The sequence below is a fragment of the Hymenobacter citatus genome (assembly GCF_014333615.1).
In the GTDB taxonomy this organism is placed as follows: Bacteria; Bacteroidota; Bacteroidia; order Cytophagales; family Hymenobacteraceae; genus Hymenobacter; species Hymenobacter citatus.
In genome coordinates, this window is sequence record NZ_JACSCY010000006.1 from 40,437 (window position 1) to 66,504 (window position 26,068).

Below are 26,068 nucleotides of genomic sequence, written 5' to 3' on the forward strand. Positions count from 1 at the left end.
CTTCGTTTGGCAGATGAAGAAGGGGGTAGTTTCCTACCTTACTGCTTTCGTTTGCCTGCTTGTGCAATGAGCAGCTGCAAGCCGCCCCTACGTCGTTCTTACTTCGTTCCTACCTACCCGGTCCCCAGGACCCTTAGACCCCAAGACCCCACATGGCTGAGTTTAATTTCAACGACCATCCCCACCGCCGCTTCAATCCCTTGCTGGGGGAGTGGATGTTGGTTTCGCCCCAACGCTCGAAGCGGCCGTGGCAGGGCCAGCAGGAAGAGCCCGACCGGGCCGAGCGCCCCGCCTACGACCCTACCTGCTACCTCTGCCCCGGCAACGTGCGCGCCAACGGCGAGCATAACCCGCAGTACACCGGCACGTTTGTGTTCGACAACGATTTTGCCGCCCTGCAAGCCGACGTACCGCCCGGCGACCTGAACGTGGAGGGCTTGCTGCAAGCCAAGGCCGAATCGGGGGTAGGGCGCGTGATTTGCTTTTCGCCCCGCCACGACCTCACCCTACCCGAAATGAGCGTGGAAGCCATCCGCGGGGTGGTGGATGTGTGGGTGGAGCAGTTCCGCGAACTGGGCGCCCAACCCGACATCAACTACGTACAAATATTTGAGAATAAGGGCTTTATGATGGGCTGCTCCAACCCGCACCCACACGGCCAGATCTGGGCGCAGCGCCACGTGCCCGGCGACCCGGCTAAGGAAACCATCCAGCAAGAAGCCTACTTTCAAAAGCACGGCAAGACCCTGCTGGCCGACTACCTGGCCCTGGAACTGCGCACCAAGGAGCGGGTAGTGGTGGAAAATGAGCACTTTGTGGTGCTGGTGCCCTTCTGGGCGGCCTGGCCCTACGAAACGCTGGTGCTACCGCGCCGCGTGGTGCAGGACATCACGCAGCTAACCGATGAGGAGCGCACGGCTTTTGCCGACATCATCCGCCGCCTCACCATCCGCTACGACAACCTGTTCCAGACCTCTTTCCCCTACTCCGCCGGTCTGCACCAGCGCCCCACCGACGGCCAGGAGCACGAAAGCTGGCACCTGCACATGCACTTCTACCCCCCGCTGCTGCGCTCGGCCACCGTACGCAAGTTTATGGTAGGCTACGAGCTGCTAGCCGAAGCCCAGCGCGACATCACCGCCGAGTACGCCGCCCAGCGCCTCCGCGAGCAGCCGGAAGTCCACTACAAGGCTAGCTTGTAAGATAAAAGAACCTGTCATCCTGAGCTTGCGAAGGACCTTTTCGCGGTAGAACGAGTCGTTGTTGTGACAACCGTTCTATCGTGGGAAGGTCCTTTGTGCTGCTTGGGTTGGCAAACGTTTAGGGGTAGCCCTGCTTAAATTGCTAAGCCGCAACTCACCGTCACCAACGCTTGAAATCTTTTTTGCCAAATGACAAGTAGTGCCTGCACCGCGTCCGCGTACTTTGCCTCATGGATGAATTCTTCGCCTACCTCCTGCAATTTGGGTCGCTCAATCCACAGCAATTAGCCCTGATTGCTAGCAAGACCACGCCTTTGGTGCTCTCCAAGGATGCGTATTTTCTGGAAGCAGGGCACGTGTCCCGGCGGGTAGGGTTTCTGCTGGAAGGGGTGTTGCGAATTTGCTACTACAGCAAGCAAGGCGATGAAATCACCCGCAATTTCATCGATGAAATGCACCTGACCACCGACTTGCGCGGGCTGGAATATGGCTTGGCTTCGCCTGAGTACGTGCAGGCCGTAACCGATTGCCGGCTCCTCGTGTTCGCGAAGCACGACTGGGATGAATTGGCCCATACGATTGTGGGCTGGAGCGAGATGGTGCACAAGATGACCTCCAAGCATCTGCGCGAGAAGCTGGCCCGCATTAGCCCCATGGTGAGCCAAGATGCAACCACCCGCTACCAGGAATTTCTGGATAATTACCCCCAACTGGCCAATCGCATTCCCTTGTCGTATCTGGCTTCGTTTCTAGGCATCACGCCGTCGTCGCTGAGCCGGATACGCAAGAATATCCGCTGATGCGCTTTTTGCCAAATGGCAAGTGCAAGCCTTTGGAAGAGTAGAACCTTTGCGGCGTCAATCAACCGCAATGTTCATGAAAACTGTTCTTATAACCGGCGCCAATAAAGGCATCGGCTTCGAAACTGCCCGCCAGCTCGCCCAGCAAGGCTACCACGTGTATCTAGGCAGCCGCGACTTGGCCAATGGGCAGCGGGCCGTGGCGCAACTACAGGCCGAAGGGCTGTTGGAGGTGGAAGCCATCCAGCTGGATGTCACCCAGGCCGATTCGGTGCAAGCCGCCCGCGCCGAAATCGGCCGCAAAACAGAGGTGCTCGATGCGCTGGTCAACAACGCTGCCATTACCGGCGGCATGCCGCAAACGGCCCTTGGGGCCGAGGTAGCGGCGTTTCAGGAGGTATTTGCCACCAACGTGTTTGGCGTGGTGCAAGTCACGCAAGCCTTTATCGACCTGTTGCGTCGGGCGCCCCAGCCCCGCATCGTCAACGTGGGCTCCAGCGGCGCATCGCTGACGTTGCACAGCGACCCTACCTGGAAATACTACCACCACAAGGGGGCGGTCTACCCAGCTTCTAAGGCTGCGCTGCATATGTACACCATCGTACTGGCCTACGAGCTGCGCGACACACCCTTTAAAGTGAATGCAGTGGATCCGGGCTTTACGGCCACCGACCTGAATAACCACCGCGGCACGGGTACTGTGGAGGATGCGGCCGCCCGCCTGGTAAAGTATGTGCTAGTAGGTGAAGAAGGCCCTTCGGGTAAATTTATCAGCGAGGAAAACACTCCCGTAACGGGCGAAATTCCGTGGTAGGCAGCACACTATATCAGCCTACCCCAGAGTCTGGGCATACCCAGGCTTTCATCCCAGCGTTGTCGAAACACCCAGCAACACCATGCAACTAGTACAATTTTCTGAACACGGCGACGCAGGCGTGTTACAGGTAGTAGACTCGCCGAAACCGCGGCCAGCAGCGGGCCAAGTGTTGATTAAGGTAGCCGCTGCCGGGGTCAACTACGCAGATATCTGGCAACGAAAAGGCAGCAACCCTACCCCTCTCTCCTTACCTTATGTACCTGGCTATGAAGTAGCGGGCACTATTGAGGCTGTGGGCGACGGGGTGACGACTTGCCAGGTAGGTCAGCGGGTAATGGCGATGCTGGCCAGTGGCGGTTATGCGGCCTATGTGGTGACGCTGGCAGCACAAGTAATTGCCTTACCGGCAGAACTAGAATATGCCCAGGCCACTGCCCTACTGGCGCAAGGCCCAACGGCTGTAGGCCTGCTCAACACGGGGCACTATGCATCGGTGCTGGTGCTGGCGGCGGCTGGCGGCGTAGGTTCTTTGCTGGTGCAGGTGGCCAAAAATCGGGGCATCCGGGTGGTGGCTGCGGTGGGCAGTGACGCGAAAAAAGCGGCTGCGCAAGCCAGCGGGGCCGACGCAGTAGTGAACTACACCCAGGCCGATTGGGTGCAGCAGGTGCGTGCCCACACGGCTGGCCAGGGCGTGGCTGCTTCTTTCGATGCCGTGGGCGGCCGTGTGGGCACGCAGGCTTTGCAAGCACTTGCAATTGGAGGCACGGCAGTGGTGTACGGCGCAGCGAGTGGCGAGCCTACCCATTTGGACGCCCAGCAGCTTATTGGGCCGCAACAGATGGTACGGGGGTACACAGTTTTTGCCGAACTCGCAAAACTCGGCGAATACACGGCAGAATTGCTAGGCTACCTTCGGGCCGGCAACTTGCAGCTCCCCGTACAGTCCTACCCCATTGCGGAGGTCCAAACGGCGCATCGCGACCTAGAAGCGCGGCAGACACAAGGGAAGGTAGTGCTGCTTTTTTGAGATACTACGGCAACAAAACCTGAGCAAAAAGCCATAAAAAATAGGGGCTTCTCTCGAAATACCACGAGCCCAAAAGCAAACGAGCGGGCCAAAGAGTCCGCTCGTTTGTCTTTAATGATTCGCAACAAGTATGGGAAGCACTCCACGCAGTCACTCATCTCTCCCCACTCGGCCGGGCCAGGTGCGTACCCGTCGCTACTGGCACGCCAAAGTTGGGGGTGCCGTCGGCATTCCAGGTGAAGCGCTGGGCGCGGGGCGAGCGGAACCCGCCGCAGCCCTGACCGGGCTGGTTGTTGGCGTGGTAGAGAATCCAATCCTGCTTGCCGTCCGGCGACTTGAAGAAGCTGTTGTGACCGGGCGCATACACGCCGTTCGTGGGGTTAGCCTGAAATACCGGCTCGGGGCTTTTCGTCCAGCTTTCGGGTTTGGTCAGGTCACTTTTGGCGGAGGCCGTGAGCATGCCCAGCTTGTAGGAGTCGGTCCAGCAGCCACTGGCCGAGTAGATGAGGTAGAGCTTATTACCGTGGCTGAGCACCTCGGGGCCTTCGTTCACGTCTACATGGGGCGGGTTGCTGGTGGCGCCCAGGTCGCCATCCTTTTCCCAGGCATAGGTAGGGGTCGATACCAGCACGCGCGGGCCGTCTACGGTCCAGGGGTTTTTCAGGTGGGCCAGGTAGATGTCCTGGCGGCCGTTCACGTCGCCCTCCCACCCCGACCACACCACGTACAACTCCTTGTTGTGCTCGAAGATAGAGCCGTCAATGGCCCACTTGTTGGTGGCATCGGTGAGCTGGCCTTTGTCGGTCCAGGTGCCTTGCAGGGGGTCGGGCGAGTCGTTTTCGAGCACCCAGAGGCGGTGGGTTTGGTTGTTGCCCGCATCGGCGGCGTAGTACACGTACCACTTGCCGCGTAGGTAGTGCAGCTCCGGCGCCCAGATTTCGCGGGAGTTGGGGCCAGTGGTAGGGGGCGTCCATACCACGCGCTTCTCGGCCGTACCCAACTGGCTCAATGACTTGGTTTTCCAGAGCGTGATGTTGCGGCCCGTCGTGTGCGTGTAGTAGTAATAGCCGTCGTGGTAGATGCTCCACGGGTCGGCGCCGGAGGGCAGCAGCGGGTTGGTGAAGGTAGCCTCCGGTGCCGTAGTTGAGGCAGCAGTATCGGTGGGGGTGGTAGCAGCAGGGCGGGTGCAACTCCCTACCCCACCCAACAGCGTCACGCTCAGCAACAAGCTGCTCAGCCACCGAGCAGGTGCTACCTTTCTCACTGGAGGGAGCGTACGCAATGAAGTCAACAGAGCCATAGCTTATTTACCGTTCAGCTTTTTGATAAGGTCAGCTTCGTCCTGGCGGTAGGGCGTGCCGTCTTTGCGAAACACCTCGTGGAACCACTCAATGGGCTCCGAGCCGTCGGCCAGAGGCGTATCCCAGGCGTATTTGGTGTTGGTTTTGCCGTCAACCAAGCCCCAGTTGATGGCGCCTACGTTCTCCTTTTTCAGCATGGGCATGGTAGTAGCGAAGCGACTGTTACGCGGGCGTGCCATGTACTCGGTGCAAATCAGCGGGCGACCGTTGGCTTTCAGCAGCTGCACTACCCGGCGGTGCCAGGCCTCCTCCTCATAATCGTGGTAGGTAACCACATCGGAATGGCCGAGCTGAAATGCGTTCAGCTTTTCGAAGTCCCAGTTCCACAGACCAACGCTCAGCGGCTGCGAGGGGTTGATTTCGCGGGCCCAGGCAAAGGTATTGCGCAGCAGCGGCAACGAGGCGTCGCCCTTACCGGAGTTGCCGGGCTCGTTGTATAAGTCCCACAGCAAGATGCGCTTATCGTTAGCAAACGTGCGCACCACGTCCTGCACGTAGGGCTTCAGGGCCATGAAGGTAGCCGAGTCGCGCGAGGCCGGGTCGCCGGGGTCCTGCACCCAGCCCGAGTTGTGGATGCCGGTTTTGGGGGCCGGCTGCGTGCCGGGCTGCGAGGTCTTGTTCCAACAGTCATCAAAAAACACGAAAATCGTTTGGATGTGGTGCTTGTCGGCAATGGCCAGGTAGTCGTTCATCCGCTTCTTGAAGCCTGCCTGGTCTTCTTTCCAGGCCACGCTGTGCAGAAACACGCGCATAGCGTTGAAGCCAATGCCCTCGGCCCAGCCTAGCTCCTTATCGATGGTAGCCGGGTCGAAGGTGGCGGCCTGCCACATTTCCAGCTGGTTGATGGCCGTGCTGGGCGTGAAGTTGGCCCCATTTATCCAGGGGTGCTGCTGGTACCAGGCATTGGCCTTGTCGGCCGACCACATCTGGCCGGTGGTGGCCGTAGCCACGGCGCGGCTTTTGGTCTTGGCTTTCGTTTTCTGCGCCTGCGCGCCGGTGGTCGTCAGCAACGCTAACGACAGGTAGAGCAATAGTTTTTTCATGTGTAGGTAGGAAAGTGGGAAAGATGAAAAACAGAATAGAGACGGCACTGTCATGCTGAGCGGAGCGGAGCGAAGTCGAAGCATCTCGCTTGTTGATGTGAGATACTATCTGTCGTCAGCACGCGAGATGCTTCGACTTCGCTCCGCTCAGCATGACAATCCCCTACCCTACCGGCCCCCAGCCCAACGCAGGGGAGTTTCCAGCGAAACCGGCACGCCGAAATCGGGCGAACCGTCGGGGCGCCAGGTGAAGGGTTGCATGCGGGCGCTGCGGCCTTCGCACTTGCCATCGGCCTGGGCCTTGGCGTGGTATACCAGCCAGTCGCGGCCATCGGGGGATGTGGCGAAACCGTTGTGTCCGGTGCCCCACACGTGGTTTTCGGGCGAGGGTTTGAACACTGGCTGCGGCGCTTTGGTCCACGACTCGACGCGAAGCGGGTCCTGACCTTTAGCGGCCGTCAGCATGCCCAGCGAGTAATTATCGTCCCAGCAAGCGCTGGCCGAGTACACGATGAATAGTTGGCCTTTTTTGCCCGCCAGAAACTCTGGCCCTTCCAGAATCTGCCTACCCCCGCCTTTCTCCCAGGCATAGGTAGGGCGGGCGATAATAGTCTCTTTGCTTTCGTCGATGGTCCAGGGATTTTGCAGGGGCGCAATGCATAGCACGCTTTGCGGCCCCACGTAGGCCGAGTAGAGAAAATACGGCTTGCCGTTGTGCTCGAACACCGAGCCATCGAGGCCGGTGTACTTCGTATTCACCCTACCCCTGTCTACCCACTGACCTTGGGTAGGGTCGGCCGAGGCATTTTCCAGCACAAACACGTAGCGGTGGTCATCGTCGGGGTGAGCTTTGTCGGCGGCGGTGTAGTAGAGGTACCACTTGCCCTGGAGGTAGTGCAGCTCCGGCGCCCAGATCTGGGCGGAGTTGGGGCCGGTGGCCGGCGGAGTCCAGACCGTAATAGGCTGCGCTTTGCCTACCTCGCTGAGCTGTTGGGTTTTCCAGAGCGCGATGCGGCTGCCGAGCGTATTGGTGTAGTAATAATAGCCGTTGCGCTGGGCCACCCAGGGGTCGGGGCCGTTGGCTTGTAGCGGGTTAGTAAAGGATTGCTGCGCCCATGCACTTGCTGGTAGCAGTGCTGTTAGTAAGCTTAGTGCTACGCCATACCGAATTGCCCAACCTAGGTGCCGGATAACTGATTTACCGGGTTGGCCGTGGTAATAAGGTAACTTGGTAGTAGGTCGAACTGGATGATGGACCATGCAAACGTTTGTTTGGAAAACAAAAATCGATAGGGTAACAGAACAGTGTAAGAGCTGTATATGAAAAGCGTTTAATGGATTCTCTTACCACATTGTTATCTACACTTTCTAGAATGCATATTGCTATTTGCGAAATCCTATCCAAGTAAGAATCCGCAAGCTAACCGACTTTACTCAATGATGCAAACGTTTGCATATTTGGCGTAAAATGTGCCTATTTGCTGAGTCTATACAATACTTCCCACCCTACTTATGCTTTCTCGTCGTCATTTTTTGCAACAATCAGCTGCTGGTTTAACTGCGTTGGCTCTTGCGCACCAACAGGTTATGGGCGCTACCCGCACCTATACTAACCCAGTCTACCCCGGCTCCTTCCCCGACCCTTTTGTGCTGCGCCATGGCAAGCGTTACTACGCCTTTGGTACCACCGGCCAGAGCCGCACCGCCGACGGGCGCATTTTCACCCTGCTCACTTCCGATAATCTGATCGACTGGAAGCCCCAGGGTGGTGCCCTCCTACCCCCATCCGAGGCTGAGGGGGCCGACTTCTGGGCGCCGGAAGTAGTGGAGCACAACGGTACTTTTTACATGTACTACTCCAAAGGCGGCGGCGCTATTGCTTCCTCTGTGGGCCACCGGCTCTACGTGGCCACCAGCCAAAAACCCGAAGGCCCCTACCAGCAAGTGGCCCTATTGGACGTGCCCGAAAGCAAGTTCACCATCGACGCCCACGCTTTCCGCGACACCGATGGGCAATGGTACTTGTTCTACGCCCGCGACTTCACGGACACCGACAACGGCTACCGCCCCGGTACCGGCCTGGCCGTAGACCGCCTCGTGGGCATGACCAAGTTGGCCGGCGAAAGCCGCACCGTGATGCGCGCCCGCCACGACTGGACGGTGTTCGAGAAAAACCGCACCATGCCGCTCTACGACAACCGCACCTTTGCGGAGTGGCACACGCTGGAAGGTCCCTTTGTGCGCCGACACAACGGCAAATACTACTGCTTCTACAGCGGCGCCAATTTCCTCACCGACCGCTACGGCGTGGATTATTGCGTGGCTGATACCGTGATGGGCCCTTACCAGGATACAGGCTCCGATAAAGGCGCCCGCGTGCTGCACTCCATCCCCGGCAAGGTGCGCGGCCCCGGCCACCACTCGCATACCATGAGCCCCGATGGTAAAACCGAATACCTCGTGTACCATGCCTGGGACGAGGGCATGAAGGAGCGGCAGCTCTGCATCGACAAGCTCCTCTGGACCAGTCAAGGCCCACGCTGCCAGGGACCTACCTACACACCCCAGCCAGCGCCCCGCTAGCCTCGCCACAGACGCGTACGGCCGGTGCCTTTGTTGCAGGCACGTGTCTCTTCAAGTTTTTATCGGTAGGAACACGCAACAATTTGCGCAACTTTGCGGCAATTGTTGTGCTTCTTCACATAACATCCCTCCAACTTGGCCCGCGCAAAAGCCTCCATCACCGACCTGGCCCAGCAGTTGGGCATCTCCGTTTCCACCGTATCTCGGGCGCTCAGCAACCATCCCAGCATCAGCGACGCTACCAAGCAGCGGGTATGGAAGCTCGCCAAAGAGCTGCACTACCAGCCCAACCACCTCGCGGCCGGCCTGCGCAAGGGTCGCAGCAAGCTGCTGGGCGTGATTGTGCCGCACATTGATGGGCACTTCTTTACGCTGGTGGTGAAGGGCATTGAGACGGTGGCTACCAAAGCCGGTTTCAACGTGCTCATCTGCCAGTCGAACGAGGACGTAGCCCACGAGCGCCAGAACATCGAAACCCTGCTGGGGGCGCAGGTAGAAGGCATTCTGGTATCGTTGTCGCGCACCACGCGCGACTTCCGGCACTTCGAGAAGGTGCAGCGGCAGCAGATTCCGCTGGTATTTTTTGATCGGGTGCTGGATGGACTGGATGTGAGTGCCGTGGTGCTTGACGACCGCGCCGGCGGCTACCAGTCCACCAAGCACCTCATCCAGCAAGGGTACCGCCGTATTGCGCACTTTGGCGGCCCGCAGCACCTGAATATCTACAAAGACCGGCGCCAGGGCTACCTCGATGCCTTGCGGGAGCACGACCTGCCCGTGGAGGAAGACCTAATCCACATCGGCAACATGAAAATGGAAGATGGCGCAGCTGGCATTGCGCACCTGCTCGCCCTACCCAACCCACCCGACGCCGTGTTTTCGGCCAGCGACTTTGCGGCCGTAGGGGCCTTGCAGGCGCTCAAGCAGCGCGGCCTGCGCGTGCCCCAGGACATGGCTCTGGCTGGTTTCAGCAACGAAACCTTCACGTCCCTCACTGAGCCCATGCTCACCACCATCGACCAGCGCTGCGAACAAATGGGGCAAGCCGCCGTGCGCCTGTTCCTGGAGATTCTGGCCGAAACCTCCGGCGACTTCTCGCCCCGCCGTGTGGTGCTCCGCCCCGATTTGCTGGTGCGCAGCTCCTCGCAGCCGATATAAGAACGGTGTAGAGACGCATACACAACCCGTTAGGCAACCTTCGCGGCACTTTCGCTTCTTTTGCGTCACAATTCCCTTTCCATCCATTTTTCTCTGATGAACAAAGCCTTCTTGCTGAGCCTGGGTCTGTTTCTGACCGCCGCCACCGTGCAAGCACAAACCCCGGCTACGGCTACCAGTGTTGCCGAGGCCACGCCCTACCGCGCCACCGCCACCAAGCGCAACGATTTGGTACACACCAAGCTCGACGTACGTTTCGACTATAAAAAGCGCTACCTCTACGGCAAGGAATGGGTGACGCTGAAGCCCCACGCCTACCCCACCGACTCGCTCCAGCTCGATGCCAAAGGCATGGATATTCAGACCGTAGCGCTGGTGAATGGTAATGCGAATCAGCCGCTGAAATTCACCTACGACGAGGAATTTCTGCGCATCAACCTGGGCAAAACCGTGCAGCCGGGCACCGACTACACCTTGTATATTGAGTACACGGCCAAGCCCGACGAGCTGAAAGTGAAGGGCTCGGCCGCCATTACGGATGCCAAAGGCCTCTACTTCATCAACCCCGACAGCGCGGTGGCCGGCAAACCCGTGCAAATCTGGACCCAGGGCGAGACGGAAGGCTCCTCGGCGTGGTTCCCTACCATTGACCGGCCCAACCAGAAAACTACGTCGGAGATTTCGATGACGGTGCCCAGCAAGTACGTGACGCTGAGCAACGGCAAAATGACCGACAGCAAACCCGCCGGCGCCGGCCTCCGCACCGACACCTGGAAGATGGAGCTGCCCCACTCGCCCTACCTGTTTATGATGGCCGTGGGCGACTTCAAAATTACGCACGACACGTGGCGCGGCAAGCCGGTAGATTATTACCTGGAGCCCAAATACGCGCCTTACGCCAAGGAAATCTTCGGCAAGACGCCCGAGATGATGGAGTTCTTCTCGAACCGTCTGGGCGTGGAGTACCCTTGGAACAAATACGCCCAGGTGGTAGCCCGCGACTACGTGAGCGGCGCCATGGAAAACACCACCGCTACCCTGCACGGCGAGGCAGTGGCCGGCACGGCCCGCGAAATGCTCGACCGCCCCTACGGCAGCAGCGAGTCCATTGTAGCGCACGAGCTGTTTCACCAATGGTTTGGCGACTACGTGACGGCCGAAAGCTGGAGCAACCTGACTGTGAACGAGTCGTTTGCCGACTTCTCGGAGGCGCTGTGGGCTGAGCACAAGTATGGCAAAGACGCCGCCGATGCGCACCGCTTTGGTTACATCCGGCGCTACCTCAGCGGCCCCGGCAACGAGGACAAGGACCTCGTGCGCTTCCATTATGCTGATAAAGAGGATATGTTCGACGGCGTGACTTACCAGAAGGGCGGCGCCATTCTGGATATGCTGCGCACCTACCTCGGCGACGATGTATTCTTCAAGGGCCTGAATAAATACCTCACCGACAACAAGTTCGGCAACGGCGAAGCGCATCAGCTGCGCCTGGCGCTGGAAGCCGTGTCGGGCCGGGACCTGAACTGGTTCTTCAACCAATGGTATTTCGGGGCGGGAAATCCTGTGGTTACGATTGACTACGGTTGGGACGCGGCCAAAAAGCAGCAGAGCGTGACCATCAAGCAAACGCAGGAAGGGCAGAAGTTTATCCTACCCCTCGCCATTGACGTGTATGTGAAGGGCAAGGCTGAGCGTCATCAGGTGCTGATGACGGAAGGCACGCAGACGTTCAGCTTCGCCGCCGCCAGCCAGCCTGAGCTGGTGAATGTGGACGCGACCAAAATGACGCTGTGGCAGAAAACCGACAACAAGCCGTTCACTTCCTACGTGTACCAGTACCAGCACGCGCCCCTGTACCTCGACCGGCGCGAGGCGCTGGTAGCGGCCCAAGCGCGTCAGAAGGACGATGCTGCTGCTCGTGCCCTGTTGCTCTCGGCTCTCAACGATAAGTTCTACGGCCTGCGCCTAGCCGCTGCGCAGTCCCTGGACCTCAAGAATCCGGAGATGCGCAAGAAGGCCGCCGACGCGCTGCGCAAGCAGCTGAACCAGGAAAAAGAAACCGCCGTGCAGGCAGCCTTGCTCACCGATTTGGCCGTGCTCAACGATAAGCGCGACCAAAAGCTCTACGAGAAGTATCTGGATAATCAGTCGTACAACGTGCAGGGCGCGGCCCTCAATGGCCTGAGCATGACCAAGCCCACCGTAGCCCTGGACCGTGCCAAAGCCCTGGAAGCCGACAGCCGCGGCGCCCTCACGCAGGCCATTACGGAAGTGTACGCCAAACAAGGCGATGCCGCCCAATGGCCCTACATCCAAGCCCAATTCGACGACGCGGGCGCCCAGCAGCGCATCAACATGCTCGAGGCAATGGACGAGGTGATGGTGCGCACCACCGACCCCGCTATCTTCAATGCCGCCCTCACGCGCGTGAAGGACCTAGGTATCAAGTACAAACAGTATGGCATTGACCGCGCCGTGCTGGGCCTGCTTGCCGACGTGCAGGAGCGCAAAACCGGCGCTACAGCCACCCAAGCCAAACAGGAAATCGAAAAAGCCGCCCAGGAAATTCAGCAAGCGAAGTAAGTGGTGAGGTTGTGAAGTTGTGAAGTTGTGAAAGAAAAAGCGCCTGTCATCCTGAGCTTGCGAAGGACCTTCTTACGTGTGAACGAGCCGTTGTTACGCCAGTCGTTCACACGTAAGAAGGTCCTTCGCAAGCTCAGGATGACAGGCGCTTTTTCTTTCACAACTTCACAACTTCACCAGTCTGAACTTTCTGCCGCCTGGTTGCGTCGGGAGCTATGCGAATGACCACTCTGCTGACGGCTACCGGCTTGCTCCTGCTAGCCGGCCCAGCCCGCACCCTGGCCCAAAACCTACCTTCCGACCCCGTTCCCAACGCCGAAACGCCCTTCATCCACAACCTCCGCCCCGACCGCCCCGGACAGACAGTAACCACCAGTATGCTGCATCCTGGGCAGGTGCAGGTGGAGTTGGGCGCCCTGCGCTATGCGCCGCCGGACGGGGTAGGGCCGCGCCGCACGCTGTCGTCGGCGCTGCTGCGGGTAGGGTTTTTCAACCACATCGAGTTGCGGGCTTCGCAAGGCTATTTGGCAGATGTTTCCGTTCGTCCTACCGCCGGCGACGCGCCACTGCCTACCCTACCCTCCTACCCCAGCGGCTTTGCGCCACTCACGGTGGGCGCTAAATTTTTAGCCTCCAGTAACCAAGATGCCCGCTCACAGGTGGTGCTGCTCACTGAGCTGACATTGCCTACCGGTAATGCGTCCTACCCCAACCAAACCTACGAGCCGGCGGCCCGCTTGCTGGTGTCGCAGCAGCTAGGGCAGCGCTACGGCCTGGAGGCCAACGCGGGCTTTCGGCAGCGCGGGTTTCGGGCCGAGGGTACCAGCCAGGGGCAGTACCTGGGCACGCTGGCGCTGAATGGGGCCATCTTACCCACCATCGGCTTCTTTGCCGAAACTTACACGTTCTGGCAACGCACCTACGGCTGGCAGCCGGGCCTAACAGGTGGCCTCTACTGGCGCCCTACCCCCGGCCTGCGTCTGGACATGAATGCCGGTAATACCTGGCGCGAAGGTCACGCCGCGCCGCAATTTGGCGCAGGCGTGAGCGTGCGGCTGCCGAAGTAGCTTTTATTGAAGCTGCTGACCGTGAGCTGATACAAATTGCCGCGTAGCGGCTGTAGGTTTGTAGATAACAGCGCCTCCGGTGTGCAGTGCCGCGTAGCGGTACAAGAAACGACCTACTGTTCTTGCACCGCTACGCGGCGCCGATCTTCTTAATCCCGCTGTGTACTCCTACAAACCCACAGCCGCTACGCGGCAATTTGCGTCAACTCACGGTCAGCAGCTTCAATAAAAGCTATTTCGCCGTCCACGTGTTGTCCTTCTCGTTGGCGTCCATAAACAAGCCGCCAGCAAGTACTACCTTCTGTACCGCCTTTTTGGTAGGTAGCGCGATGGTAGTCTGGCGCTGATTGGCCTGCCATACGGCGGGCGTTTGGTGCAGGGTGTCGGTGCTGCCGTCGGCGTAGGTCACCTGCACATCGAAGGGCACCGCGAAACCGCCGATGTTCCTCACCGTCACTACCTGGTTCTTTTTGACCTTCGCTACTGGCTCCACGGCCAGGTCGATGTAGTAGTTGGTGAAAAACCAGTTCTGAAAAAACCAGTTCAGGTTTTGGCCCGAGGCATCGGACATGGAGTTGAAGTAGTCCCACGGAATGGGGTGCTTGCCGTGCCAGCGGTCCATGTAGGCGTGCAGGCTCTTCTTGAACAGCTCGTCGCCGAGCATATCCTTTAGGGCCAGGTAGCTCAGGGAAGGTTTGCCGTAGGCGTTGTTGCCGTAGCCGGCCTTCAATTCGCTGGACGGGGTAATGATGGGTAGGTCTTCGGCCGTGCTGGGGTCGTGAATCCAGCGGTTCACGCGGAAGCGCTTGTAGAACTCGTCGGCCTTAGCCGCACCGTTTTCCGCCCTACCTATCAGCAGTTCGAAGGTAGTAGCCCAGCCCTCGTCCATGAAAGCGTAGCGGCTCTCGTTGATGCCCATGTAGAACGGGAACCAGGTGTGCGCAATTTCATGGTCCTCTACGAGTTGCGCGAATTGCAGATCGTCTTGCGGACTGTCGTTCACCATCATTGGGTATTCCATGTCGGCGAAGCCTTGCACCACGGTCATTTTGGGGAAGGGGTAGGGCACGCCGGGCCAGTTGTGCGAGAACCAACCCAGGGCATTCTGGCCATTTTTCACGGCTGAGTGGAAGTCTTCGGTTTTGTCGGCGTAGGCGGCCTGCACGCTGGCGCGGCGCTTGGTGGCATTATCCACTACCACACTGGCAGCATCCCACACGTACTGGTCGCTCACGCAGAAAGTCACGTCCGTAATGTCGTCGGCCTTCCACACCCAGGTGTTCACCGGCTTTTGCGCCGTGATGCGGTGGCTGTTCAGATCGGCTTGGGTGGCTACGTGCACTACCGCATCGCTAGTCATGGACTGGGCCAGGCGCTGGGCGAAGGTGGGTTGCAGCACCTCGGTAGGGTTTTGCAGCGTGCCCGTCGACCACACAATGTAGTTGGCAGGCGCCTGCACGCGCAGGGTGTAGTCGTTGAAATCGTTGTAGAACTCCTGGGCATCGGTGAAATCCAGCTGGTCCCAGCCGTTGTAATCGTCGTACACGGCCACGCGGGGGTAGAAATAGGCCAGGAAATAGGTGGTTTTGTCGAGCATCCCTTCGCGGCCGCTTTGCACCGAAATGGGGAAGTGCCAGGCAAACGCCAGCTGCACCGAGTCGTGGGGCAGCAGCGGCCGGGGCAGCGGCACGCTCTGCCAAGTGGCGTGTCCGCCGTTTTCGCGGAAGGGCTGCACTTTCCCTGCCACCGCAAACGTGTCAATCGTAACGCCCTCAGTCAGGTAGTCGGCTGCGGCGCCACCGTTGCGGGTAGCGCCGGGCCGGTGAATGTTTTGGCTAAGGCGAATTACCAGCCGCCGCAGCGTATCGGGGCTGTTGTTGACGTATGAAATCTGCTCCCTACCCCGGATGGCGCGGTCGGGCGGCCGAACCGACATGGTAATATCGTAGCGGGCGGTGTTTTGCCAGTAGTTTTTGCCCGGCCGGCCATCGGGCGAGCGGGTGCCTTTGTTGAACGCCCGCTGAATGTCGCGGGGCTTATATAAGTCTTGGGCGAAAGCGTGGCTAGTGGCCAGGAGAAAGAGAAGCGTAAGAAAGGAACGGGACATGGGCTGTAGGGGCGCGTTGCACGCGCCCATCGTTGTTTAAAAGGACTTTTTTAGGAGAAAGGCACAGCAAAGTACGGTCATTATATAAAAGAACGTCATTTCGACCAGCGGGAGAAATCTCGCGTGCTCCGGTAATTACTAACCGGTGTCAGCACGCGAGATTTCTCCCGCTGGTTGAAATGACGTTCTCTTACAGTCGTTCTTTGTAAACAACGACGGGCGCGTGCAACGCGCCCCTACCGCTGCACCGACTCCTTTGCCACGCGGGTAGGCGTTTGCTGGCCCGAGATAATGCCGGTGGCGCTGCGGGCAATGGCGTTGATAACGGCCGTCATGTTCTGCAAATCCAAACTCTCAATTTCGTCGTCGACGGAGTGGTAGAGCTTGTCCGTGGGGATTTGGTCGGTGCTGATGGTGTGGGCCGGCACGCCCAGGCGGGCCAGGGTGGCGTTGTCGGAGCGGTAGAACAGGTTTTGCTCGGGGTAAGGGTCGGGCTCGAAGCGGAAGGGCGAGCCTTCAAGGTTCTGTTGCAGCAGCGGGCCGAAGTCGCTACGCTCGTAGCCGGTGATGAAGGCCGTATTGGGGCCAAACTTCGCCACCTTGCCAATCATTTCAATATTGAACATGGCCACCACCTTGTCCGGATCAAGCTGGCGCGAGAAATACTGCGAGCCAAACCCACCAATCTCCTCGGCTGTAAAAGCCACGAATACCAGCGTACGAGCATTCTTTTTCTGCTTCTTGTAGTACTCGGCCAGGGCTACCACGGCGGTGGTGCCGCTAGCGTCGTCGTCGGCGCCGTTGGCGATGGAGTCGCCAGCCACGGCCTGGGTGATGCCCAGGTGGTCGTAGTGCCCCGAAAACACTACCATTTCCGACGCCAGCTTTTTGTCGCGGCCGGGTAGTGTACCCACCACGTTGCGCATGGCAACGGGCTTGATGGTGGTGGTAGCCGTTACGGCGAAGGTAGGCGCGGCCTCTGCTAGTGGCGCGGTAGCCAGTAGCATCGCCACGGCGTGCGCTGCCGGCTGCTGGGCTTTCACCGAACCCCGGTTCAGCCCCAACAACCGCTTAAACTGTGCCTGGTGCGCCGGATCGACAATGACCACGGCGTTTTCGTGCAGGTCCAGCAGAGGGCGCACCACCTGAAATAGGTTGTCCTGCGCGCCTACCTGTACGGTGCGCACCGTCGCGTCGGTATTGGTCCAATTGAGCTGGGGCAGGCCCGAGGATAGCACGATGTTGTCGGGGGGTAGGGCGGTGCCGTTTAGCGTGGCGGTGCGGGCGCTGGTTTGCGCTTCGTAAGCCTCAAACTCCTGCAAAAAACCCTCCTTGCCCGGCAGCGGCTTCAGGCCAATGCGCTTGAACTCGGCTGCCAGAAACTGACCGGCTTTCAGGTTGCCGGGGCCGGCACTGGGGCGGCCGCCCATGTCGTCGGCGGTGAGGGTGCGGGCCACGCGCTCCACCGTAGCCGCCGATACGGCCGGTTGTTTTTGGGCAGTGGCCTGAAAGCCGACTAGCAGGCTAGCGGCTAAGAGAAGGTGTTTCATGAAGGCAAGCTTACTGATTTTGTGGTAGGTTCTGCAATTAGGGTTGAAGGGTAGAGGTATAAAACTTCAATAGGCCGTCATACTGACAGTACGGTAAGAATTCCTTACCCTGCCGGGTCTACTACCTGCATCAAGGTCATCAAATCAGCTTCGGATTTGCCCATGCTTCGGTTGCGGTCGGCTTCACTTTTCAGCTTGGTTGATAGCTCAGGCGCGGCGCTCTGCAAGGCTTTCAGCGTGAGCTTGTTGATGGGCACCACTTTGCCGTCGGGGCTACACAAGTAATATGTTTCTTTGGTTACCAGCTCGTCGTAGCGCTTGTCTTGACTGTAGGCGCCTTTGTAGTTAGCCTGTTCCATTTTCTTCTGGTACTGCTTCAGCACAGTGTATTTGCCCTCGTGCAGCACCTCCACAAACTCGCGGCCCTGCGCTGGATTTGGCGCTTCGGCAAAGCGCCGAAAGCGTCGCTCGGGCATTGCGCCGGCGGCATCCGTGAGCACGAAGCTCTTCACGCGGTTTTCGTTCAGCAGCATCGAGTCGGTGCGGGCGGGCTGACGGGCGTAGAGCAGTTGCTGCACCACATCGTATTTCAATAGTACGGGTTGCAGCTTCACGTCGTGGTCGGTGGTGACGACGGCGGGTAGCCAGCGGGCAATGGCGTAGGGCGAGCCTACCAAGCCTTGGTAGCGCGTATCAATGGTGTAGCCCTGGCCGCCACGCACAATGGAGTTGATGTTTTCCTGGGCCATCACGCCGCTGCCGCTGGTAGGCACCTGGCTCACCTGAGCCCGGTTTTGCTGCATCGATAAGCCCAGCATTAAGACCATAACTCCGCCCCAACGAACCGCCCGGTGTGTGGTTTCGTACTGCATAGTGATTCTAATATTTTAACTAAAGTGGATGACCTGACGTTGGCTCTAACGGTTCTGCTCGTGCAGCAGTATACCACGTCCTACCCCGTTCATACACATAGATAAGCAGTTGCGCGTAAAGTTTTATGTTTGCCGCTTATTGTCTTTCCTCCTTCCCTACTCCTCACATGCGTATTACCTCTCTTTTCGGCGCTGCACTCACTGCGCTGCTTGCTAGCTGCGCCGGCCGCGAGCCCGCCGAAACCACCCAAACGCCCACCGTAGCCACCACGCCCCTGCGCGGCACCTACTGGGTGCTCCATCAACTGGGCGACTCAGCCGTAATTACTCACGAAAACAGCCAGGAAGTCTATCTGACACTAGCGGCCGACAGCAGCAACCGCGCCGAAGGCCAGGCCGGCTGCAACCGCTTCCGGGGCCGCTTCACCCTGGCCGCCAACGACCAATTGAGCTTTTCGCCGCTACTATCAACCAAAATGGCCTGCCCGCGCCTGCAACTAGAAAGCCGCTACCTGAGCGCCCTCGAGGGCACTACCCGCTACCAACTGCAAGGCGACACGCTGCGGTTGTTGGGTGCCCCCGCTGGCACGCGGGTGGTAGCACAGTTTCACGCCAGCACGGCGCCGGAGTAGGATTACCACATGAATGCAAACTAGCAGGTACTACTGCTAGTTTGCATTCATGCTTATTGACGTGAGCATCGCAATAAAATCCTTTTCACTTCGCAAATCCCTTTGTAAAGAATAATGCTTTATTTTTTCCATCAAATTTGGCATAGCTTTCTCGAATGATTTCTCAGATAGCTTCACAGGCATTATTTTATTGTTTCTATATATAAAATATTCTTCTTTATCGATTATTTCATCGTATAAGTTACCACTATTATAAGCAGATCCTCCCGATGCTTTCTTTAGAACTTTCTTATTGTTTTTTAACAAAGCAATTCCATTACTATTGAAAAGTTCTTCGAAATATACACTACCCATCTCTAACTCAGATGCAGCAGGTATTTGTTTGAATACGCGATTTACTACGACGTAATCTCCGTTTTTCAGTTGCTCATCGTAAAGAGTAACCGATTTTATGCGTCGATCATCAAGGGCAATCGAATCACCATTGCCTTTTTTAACTAAAACAGCTTTATTATAAGCATCTATTCTTACAGGTATAGATTTAATAATTTTCGAATCACTCATTTCAATATCTCCTTTACTCCATTTTGGCAATATAAAGGGACTTCCTTTTAAACCTTTATAACGATTATCAAACGTATAGTAGTTGTTATGTTCAGAATATGCGTTTATTGCATCTTGCGTTCTATTATCCGCTTGATAGCCGCCTGATTTAGTTTGTGCCGAGACGTAAAAAGCAGGCATTAAAACTATCATGGCAGCGCCTAATAATATTTTCTTTTGCATGCAATTCATATCATCTTTAAAATTAATTATTTATTACGCGACTTGTGAAGATATTAAGAAAAGAGTATTATAACAATTACCCTCCTACCCCAACGTCAATACCAAGTCGTCGGCATTCACCAGGGTGCCTTCCTCCAGCGTTACGGCTTCCACGGTGGTGTCTTCGGGGGCGGTAATGGTGGTTTCCATCTTCATAGCCTCGATGATGAACAGCGGGGCGTTGCGCTTCACTTCCTGACCGGGCTTTACCAGTACGCGGGAAAGTAGCCCCTGCAACGGGGCGCCCACCTGGCGCGGGTTGGCTTTATCGGCCTTGGCGTTTTGCACCTTTTTCACCTCCACCGACCGGTCGCGCACTTCCAGGTTGCGGGTTTCGCCGTTGATGGAGAAGAACACCGTGCGCTTGCCCTCATCATTGGCAATGCCTAGAGAGCGGAACTTCACAATGATGCTCTTGCCGCGGGCAATGTCGATGATGCTTTCCTCGCCGGGTTGTAGGCCGTAGAAAAACAGCCGCGTGGGCACCACCGATACGTCGCCGTACTCCTGCACGAAGTCCCAGTACTGCGTGAATACCTTGGGGTAGAGCAGATAGGAAAGTAAGTCGGTAAACTCCACGCCCGGCCCAAATTTCTGCTGGAACGCCTTCCAATCTGCATCAAAGTCGATGGGTTCGAGGTGGGCGTTGGGGCGGTCGGTGTAAGCGGGTTGGTCTTTCAGGATGATTTCCTGCAAGCCCTCGGGCCAGCCCCCCTCAGGCTGCCCAATGTCACCGCGGAATAGGCTCTGCACCGACTCGGGGAAGTTCAGCGTCTGGCCCTTTTCCCACACATCCTGGGTTGTGAGGTTGTTCGATACCAGGAATAGGGCCATGTCGCCTACTACCTTCGAGGACGGCGTCACCTTCGTGATGTCGCCGAAAAGCTGGTTCACGTCAGCAAACGTCTTTTTAATCAGCTCAAACTTGTCGCCCAGGCCCAGCGCTACGGCTTGCGGGCGCAGGTTGGAGTACTGCCCACCCGGAATTTCGTGCTGAAACACGTCGGCCGAACCGGCTTTCAGGCCCGATTCAAACGGCTGATAGTACGTGCGCACGCCCTCCCAATAGTTACTGAACTCGTTGAGGCTCTGCTGATCGAACTCGCGGTGGCGGGGCGTGTGGCGCAGCATCTCCACGGTGGCGTTGAAGTTGGGCTGCGAGGTGAGGCCCGAAAGGCTACCCAGGGCCACGTCAATCACATCTACGCCGGCCTCCACGGCCTTGAGGTAGGTGGCGGCTTGCAGACTGCTGGTGTCGTGAGTGTGCAGGTGAATGGGTAGGCTGATGGTGTCGCGCAGGCCGGCAATCAACTCCTGGGCGGCGTAGGGCTTCAGCAGGCCCGCCATATCCTTGATGCACAAGATATTGGCGCCAGCATCCTCAATCTGCCGGGCCAGACGCAGGTAGTAATCCAGGTTGTACTTCTTGTTCTGCGGGTCCAGCAAATCGTTGGTGTAGCAAATGCTGGCCTCGGCCAAGCCCCCCGTTTTCTCGCGCACAAACCGGATGCAGCTTTCCATGCCCGGCATCCAGTTCAAGGAGTCGAAAATGCGGAACACGTCGATGCCGGTTTCCCAGCTTTGCTGCACGAAGCGCTCCACCAGATTGTCGGGGTAGGCCTTATAGCCCACGCCGTTGGCCCCCCGGATCAGCATTTGCAGCAGGATGTTGGGCACGGCCTCGCGCAGCTTGGCCAGGCGCTCCCAGGGGTCTTCGTGCAGGAAGCGCAGGGCCACATCGAAGGTAGCGCCACCCCAGCACTCCAAGGAAAACGTCTGGGGGTGCTGCTTGGCAAAGCGCTCGGCCACCTTCAGCATATCGAAGGTGCGCATGCGCGTGGCCAGCAGGCTTTGGTGGGCATCGCGCAGGGTGGTGTCGGTATAGTGGATGAGGGTATCCTCGCGCAGCCACTTGGCAAAGCCTTCCGGCCCCAACTCGGTGAGGCGGTCTTTAGTGCCGGGGGGATAGGGCGCGGTGGCGTCGTAGTGGGGCAGCTTGGGCTTGGGCAGGTCGCGGGCCGGGTCCTGGGCGCCGTGCACGTCGGGGTTGCCGTTCACGATGATGTCGCCCAGGAACGTGAGCAGCTTGGTACCGCGGTCTTGGCGCACCTCAAACTTAAACAGCTCGGGATGGTCTTTGATGAAGTCAACCGTGGCGCTACCATTCTGAAAATCAGGGTGCGCCACAATGTTTTGCAGGAACTGAATATTGGTGCGCACGCCCCGAATCCGGAACTCCGACAGGGTGCGCAGCATCCGCTCGGCGGCCTCCTTCAGGGTAGGCGCCTGGGCCGATACCTTCACCAGCAAGGAATCAAAAAACGGCAGAATCTTGGCGCCTTGGTACACCGAGCCCTGGTCGAGGCGGATACCGAAACCGCCCGCCGAGCGGTAGGCCACGATGGTACCGTAGTCGGGCTTAAAGTCGTTTTCGGGCGCCTCGGTGGTGAGGCGGCACTGCAAGGCAAAGCCTGTCACGCGTGGCTGTACTTGCGGATCGAGGTTGATTTCGGGGTCCTGCAAGTGGTAGCCCGAGGCAATGTAGAGTTGGGTTTTGATAAGGTCGACGCCCGTCACCATCTCCGTCACGGTGTGCTCTACTTGAATGCGCGGGTTTACTTCAATGAAGTAAATCTCGCCCAGTTCCGGCTTCACCAGAAATTCCACCGTGCCCACGTTGTTGTAGTTCACGGCGCGGGCTAGGCGCAGGGCGTAATCGTAGAGTTGCTCGCGCAGCTCCTCGGCCAAGCCCAGGGCGGGCGCTACCTCCACTACCTTCTGGAAGCGGCGCTGTACCGAGCAGTCCCGCTCGTAAAGGTGCGTCACGCTGCCGTAGGCGTCGGCCACCACCTGCACCTCAATGTGCTTGGGCTTTTCTACAAACTTTTCGAGGAATACCGTGTCGTCGCCGAAGGCTTTCAGGGCCTCGTTGCGGGCCTCGAAAAAGCCTTTTTCCAGCTGATCGTCGTCGCGGATGACGCGCATTCCCCTACCCCCGCCACCCGAAGCAGCCTTCAGCATCACGGGGTAGCCGATGCGGTTGGCCTCAGTGCGGGCCGTTTCGAAGTCGTTTAGCTCTTCCTCACTGCTCTGAATAATAGGCACTTGCTCGCGCAGGGCCACTTCCTTGGCGCGCACTTTATCGCCGAGGGCTTCCATCACCTCGGGGCGCGGCCCCACGAAGATGATGCCTTCCTCGCCGCAGCGCCGGGCCAGGGTAGCATTTTCACTCAGGAAGCCGTAGCCGGGGTGAATGGCGTCCACGCCGTTGTCTTTGGCAATGCGCAGCAGTCCTTCAATATCGAGGTAAGGCTTGAGCGGGTCATCGTCCTCACCGATCTGGTAGGCTTCGTCGGCCTTGTAGCGGTGCAGGGAGTAGCGGTCCTCGAAGGTGTATACGGCCACGGTGGTGATGCCCAGCTCAGTGGCAGCGCGCATCACGCGGATGGCAATTTCGCCCCGGTTGGCAACGAGGAGTTTGCGAATGTTCATAAGTAAGTTCGGGTGTTTTGGTCAGCGTGGGCTCAAACTAGGCAATAATTTAACAGAAATGACAAAAAAGGATACTTTTTGCAATGAAAATGACAATTTATGGAGCACTTCTGTACAACTTCTCTGCACTCGCTCAGCTGTGTCGAGTGAGGACTACGCCCCCGCACTCGCTCGGCTGTGCCGAGTGAGTACTACGCCCAAGCAGCTCTGCTGCGCGCGCCTGCATCCCGTTGAGCCAGGTTCGGACAAGCGGCGCGGCCGGATACGGGGCAGAGCCCCTCAGGCGTAGGCCTCACTCGGCACAGCCGAGCGAGTGCGGCGATGTGGAGAGGACAGAGAATGCGCAGTGCGAACCCAGCTATTTGCCGTCAACCGCGGGCCTCGTATATTTGCCCTACCGCTCCCGCAACGGAGCACTTATCAAGAAAGGCGGAGGGACAGGCCCTGCGATGCCTTAGCAACCGGTAGCTATAGCTACGAGGTGCTACATCCTGAATCTGCGCGAGCAGATGAAGATAAGTTACGAAAGGCTCGGCGCCCCGTTGTGGGGTTTGGCTCTTCTGACTTGTCGGAAGGGCTTTTTTTGGGCCTTTTCGGGAAGAAATCTTGGTGAGATGCTTTGGGGTGAAGGCGGCTTTTCCCTCACCTAGGGCAGTTCTGCTGCCTTGATTTCGTTTTCCGCATGACCCGCACCGACATTCGCATTGGTTTATTTGGTTTTGGCGTGGTAGGCCAGGGCCTGCACACGGTTCTGGAACGCACGCCCGGCTTGCGCGCCCGCATTGGCCGCATTGGCGTGAAAGACCGCACCAAGCAGCGCAGCCTACCCGCCGAGCTGTTCACGTTCGACCGCGCCGCGTTGCTGGATGATGAGTCCCTGAACGTGATTGTGGAGCTGATTGACGACGCCGACGAAGCCTACCATATCGTGACCGAAGCCCTGCGCCGGGGCAAGGCCGTGGTGACGGCCAACAAGAAAATGCTGGCCGAGCACCTCCCCGAACTCATTGACCTACAGCGCCAAACCGGCACCCCGCTGCTCTACGAGGCCGCCGCCTGCGCCAGCCTGCCCGTCATTCGGAACCTGGAAGAGTACTACGATACCGACCTGCTGGAGGCGGTAGAGGGCATCATCAATGGCTCTACCAACTACATCCTCACGGCCATGCACCGCGACTCCATTTCCTTTGCCGAGGCGCTCAGCAAGGCCCAGGCGCTGGGCTTCGCCGAGAGCAACCCCGCCCTGGATGTAGAAGGCCTGGACGCCCGCAACAAGCTGGTGCTGCTGCTCACCCACGCCTTCGGGCTGGTGACCTCGCCCCAGCAAATCCTGGCCGTAGGCATCGACCGCCTCAGCGACCTGGCCGCCGACTACGCCCGCGAGAAAGGCCTGGCGCTCAAGCTCATTGCCGAAGCCCGCCGCCTACCCGACGGCAACGTGGCCGCCGCCGTGCTGCCTACCCTGGTGCGCCCCGAGCACGAGCTGGCGCGGGTGCAGGACGAATACAACGGCCTCATTACGCAGAGTGGTTTTGCCGATCGGCAGTTTTTCCTGGGCCGCGGCGCGGGGGCCGTACCTACCGCCTCGGCCGTGCTCAGCGACTTGTCGGCCCTCACCTACGGCTACCGCTACGAGTACAAGAAAATCAGCCAGAACACCGACTCGGCCCTCACGCCTGATGCTGCTGAGGTAGACGTGCTGGTGACCTTTACGGACGAGCACGCCCCCCAGGAAGCCGACTTCACGCGGGTACACGAAACCTTCCGCTCGGCTGTGCGCGGACATTATCTCACGGGCACCATCGGGCTGGCCCAGTTGGCCGAGGCCGAGTGGCTGCGGCTGCCCGGCATTTGCGTGGTGCGCCTGCCTACCCCATTACGCGCGGCGGCCCATGTTCAGCCCGCCGATACGCAAGTGGCTGGGGCCGCCGCGGCTTTTGCAGATTAGCGCGTTCTGGTTTTTTCTCGCCGAGGTGCGCGGAGGTCGTCCACTGCGAACCTCGGCGCCTACCTCCGCGCATCTCGGCGAGAAAACTCGGCAGCCACTACCGCTTGTTTTGCGTAGCAGAAACTCAACCATTCACTTGCTTCGCATTTCATGGAATTTGCAGATAAAAATATTCTCCTGGTAGGCGCTTCCTCCGGTATTGGCCTCGCCACGGCCCGCCTACTGCACGGCCTGAAGGCCAACCTATACACGGCCTCGCGGCACGAGTCGCCGGAACTGGCGGAACTGGGTACCACCTTCCTACCCCTCGACGTAACCGAGCCCTTCGCTTCCACCGCTTTCGATGCCCTACCCGACACGCTGCACGGCGTGGCGTATTGCCCCGGCAGCATCCGGCTGCGGCCGTTTGAGCGCATTGCGCCCACCGATTTTCGGCAGGATTTTGAGCTGAATGTGCTGGGCGCCGTGCACGTGCTGCAAGCCGTGGTGAAGCGGCTGAAAAAGTCCGGCGGCGCTTCTATCGTGCTTTTCAGCACAGTAGCTGCCGAAACGGGCATGAGTTTTCATACCAGTGTAGCCACCGTGAAAGCCGCCGTGGAAGGCCTCACTCGCGCCCTGGCCGCCGAGTATGCCGGCGCCAACATCCGCGTGAACTGCATTGCGCCTTCCCTCACGGATACGCCCCTGGCCGCTGCCTTGCTCAACACCCCCGAAAAGGCGGAGGCCAGCGCCAAGCGCCACCCCTTGCAGCGCGTGGGCCAACCCCAGGATATGGCCTACATGACGTCTTTTCTGCTTTCCGACCACAGCTCGTTTATCACCGGCCAGGTCCTACCCGTGGATGGTGGTATGGGGAGGTTGAAATAAGAATGTGATGTTTTGTAATCTGTCATCCTGAGCGCTGCGAAGGACCTTCTCACGTGTGCACGAGTCGTTGGTAAACTTGTCGTGCACACGTGAGAAGGTCCTTCGCAGCGCTCAGGATGACAGATTCTTCCAGT

Annotated in this window: 19 protein-coding genes and 1 riboswitch; of the genes, 11 read left to right on the top strand and 8 right to left on the bottom strand. The window is 58.7% G+C overall.

The genetic code is table 11. From position 1 onward, the window contains the following. The first annotated feature begins 152 nt into the window (after nucleotides 1-152). From H8B15_RS09840 to H8B15_RS09855, 4 genes are all read left to right on the top strand, one after another. On the top strand, nucleotides 153-1,202 hold the full coding sequence (locus H8B15_RS09840) for a UDP-glucose--hexose-1-phosphate uridylyltransferase (protein ID WP_187319516.1): 1,050 nt from the start codon (nucleotides 153-155) through the stop codon (nucleotides 1,200-1,202). Nucleotides 1,203-1,432: 230 nt separating this feature from the next. Next, complete coding sequence (locus tag H8B15_RS09845) at nucleotides 1,433-2,002, top strand: Crp/Fnr family transcriptional regulator (RefSeq protein ID WP_187319517.1); 570 nt, start codon at nucleotides 1,433-1,435, stop codon at nucleotides 2,000-2,002. A 76-nt stretch (nucleotides 2,003-2,078) separates the two neighbouring features. Next, nucleotides 2,079-2,816, top strand: coding sequence for an SDR family oxidoreductase (locus tag H8B15_RS09850; RefSeq protein WP_187319518.1), 738 nt, complete (start codon nucleotides 2,079-2,081; stop codon nucleotides 2,814-2,816). Nucleotides 2,817-2,898: 82 nt separating this feature from the next. Beyond that, a complete protein-coding gene (locus tag H8B15_RS09855) occupies nucleotides 2,899-3,846 on the top strand; it encodes a quinone oxidoreductase family protein (RefSeq protein WP_187319519.1) in 948 nt (315 codons plus the stop codon). Between the two features lie 154 nt (nucleotides 3,847-4,000). Here H8B15_RS09855 and H8B15_RS09860 read toward each other — a convergent pair whose 3' ends face one another. The 3 genes from H8B15_RS09860 to H8B15_RS09870 form a co-directional block, all read right to left on the bottom strand. Next, the gene (locus H8B15_RS09860; RefSeq protein ID WP_343069147.1) at nucleotides 4,001-5,110 is read right to left on the bottom strand and encodes a glycoside hydrolase family 43 protein; all 1,110 of its coding nucleotides are present in this window, start codon (nucleotides 5,108-5,110) and stop codon (nucleotides 4,001-4,003) included. Between the two features lie 39 nt (nucleotides 5,111-5,149). Next, nucleotides 5,150-6,250, bottom strand: a complete 1,101-nt coding sequence (locus H8B15_RS09865; protein ID WP_187319521.1) for a glycoside hydrolase 5 family protein — start codon at nucleotides 6,248-6,250, stop codon at nucleotides 5,150-5,152. A 168-nt stretch (nucleotides 6,251-6,418) separates the two neighbouring features. After that, nucleotides 6,419-7,510, bottom strand: a complete 1,092-nt coding sequence (locus H8B15_RS09870) for a glycoside hydrolase family 43 protein (protein WP_187319522.1) — start codon at nucleotides 7,508-7,510, stop codon at nucleotides 6,419-6,421. Nucleotides 7,511-7,837: 327 nt separating this feature from the next. Here H8B15_RS09870 and H8B15_RS09875 point away from each other — a divergent pair, with 327 nt between their 5' ends. From H8B15_RS09875 to H8B15_RS09890, 4 genes are all read left to right on the top strand, one after another. Next, nucleotides 7,838-8,833 carry a glycoside hydrolase family 43 protein gene (locus H8B15_RS09875; RefSeq protein ID WP_216859124.1) on the top strand — a complete coding sequence of 332 codons (996 nt, stop codon included), beginning with the start codon at nucleotides 7,838-7,840 and terminating at the stop codon, nucleotides 8,831-8,833. A gap of 135 nt (nucleotides 8,834-8,968) precedes the next feature. Next, nucleotides 8,969-9,991: a LacI family DNA-binding transcriptional regulator gene (locus H8B15_RS09880; RefSeq protein WP_187319524.1), complete on the top strand. Its 1,023-nt coding sequence runs from the start codon at nucleotides 8,969-8,971 to the stop codon at nucleotides 9,989-9,991. Between the two features lie 96 nt (nucleotides 9,992-10,087). After that, on the top strand, nucleotides 10,088-12,574 hold the full coding sequence (locus H8B15_RS09885; protein ID WP_187319525.1) for a M1 family metallopeptidase: 2,487 nt from the start codon (nucleotides 10,088-10,090) through the stop codon (nucleotides 12,572-12,574). A gap of 215 nt (nucleotides 12,575-12,789) precedes the next feature. After that, complete coding sequence (locus tag H8B15_RS09890; RefSeq protein WP_187319526.1) at nucleotides 12,790-13,641, top strand: transporter; 852 nt, start codon at nucleotides 12,790-12,792, stop codon at nucleotides 13,639-13,641. A gap of 232 nt (nucleotides 13,642-13,873) precedes the next feature. Here the strand turns inward: H8B15_RS09890 and H8B15_RS09895 are convergent, their stop codons facing one another. The 3 genes from H8B15_RS09895 to H8B15_RS09905 all read right to left on the bottom strand — a co-directional run bounded on the left by H8B15_RS09895 (nucleotide 13,874) and on the right by H8B15_RS09905 (nucleotide 18,125). Continuing rightward, complete coding sequence (locus H8B15_RS09895) at nucleotides 13,874-15,748, bottom strand: M1 family metallopeptidase (RefSeq protein ID WP_187319527.1); 1,875 nt, start codon at nucleotides 15,746-15,748, stop codon at nucleotides 13,874-13,876. A 236-nt stretch (nucleotides 15,749-15,984) separates the two neighbouring features. Further along, a complete protein-coding gene (locus tag H8B15_RS09900; RefSeq protein WP_187319528.1) occupies nucleotides 15,985-17,298 on the bottom strand; it encodes a M20/M25/M40 family metallo-hydrolase in 1,314 nt (437 codons plus the stop codon). A 104-nt stretch (nucleotides 17,299-17,402) separates the two neighbouring features. Continuing rightward, on the bottom strand, nucleotides 17,403-18,125 hold the full coding sequence (locus H8B15_RS09905; protein WP_187319529.1) for a hypothetical protein: 723 nt from the start codon (nucleotides 18,123-18,125) through the stop codon (nucleotides 17,403-17,405). Between the two features lie 212 nt (nucleotides 18,126-18,337). Here H8B15_RS09905 and H8B15_RS09910 point away from each other — a divergent pair, with 212 nt between their 5' ends. Then, nucleotides 18,338-18,802 carry an META domain-containing protein gene (locus H8B15_RS09910; RefSeq protein WP_187319530.1) on the top strand — a complete coding sequence of 155 codons (465 nt, stop codon included), beginning with the start codon at nucleotides 18,338-18,340 and terminating at the stop codon, nucleotides 18,800-18,802. A 36-nt stretch (nucleotides 18,803-18,838) separates the two neighbouring features. Here H8B15_RS09910 and H8B15_RS09915 read toward each other — a convergent pair whose 3' ends face one another. After that, nucleotides 18,839-19,588: a hypothetical protein gene (locus H8B15_RS09915; protein WP_187319531.1), complete on the bottom strand. Its 750-nt coding sequence runs from the start codon at nucleotides 19,586-19,588 to the stop codon at nucleotides 18,839-18,841. An 84-nt stretch (nucleotides 19,589-19,672) separates the two neighbouring features. Further along, nucleotides 19,673-23,119 (bottom strand): pyruvate carboxylase, encoded by a 3,447-nt coding sequence (locus H8B15_RS09920; RefSeq protein ID WP_187319532.1) that lies wholly within the window; start codon nucleotides 23,117-23,119, stop codon nucleotides 19,673-19,675. Nucleotides 23,120-23,533: 414 nt separating this feature from the next. Next, a riboswitch (SAM riboswitch) is annotated at nucleotides 23,534-23,641 on the top strand. 160 nt (nucleotides 23,642-23,801) lie between these two features. Here H8B15_RS09920 and H8B15_RS09925 point away from each other — a divergent pair. Then, on the top strand, nucleotides 23,802-25,067 hold the full coding sequence (locus H8B15_RS09925; RefSeq protein WP_187319533.1) for a homoserine dehydrogenase: 1,266 nt from the start codon (nucleotides 23,802-23,804) through the stop codon (nucleotides 25,065-25,067). 150 nt (nucleotides 25,068-25,217) lie between these two features. Then, a complete protein-coding gene (locus H8B15_RS09930) occupies nucleotides 25,218-25,934 on the top strand; it encodes an SDR family NAD(P)-dependent oxidoreductase (RefSeq protein ID WP_187319534.1) in 717 nt (238 codons plus the stop codon). Nucleotides 25,935-26,068 lie beyond the last annotated feature (134 nt).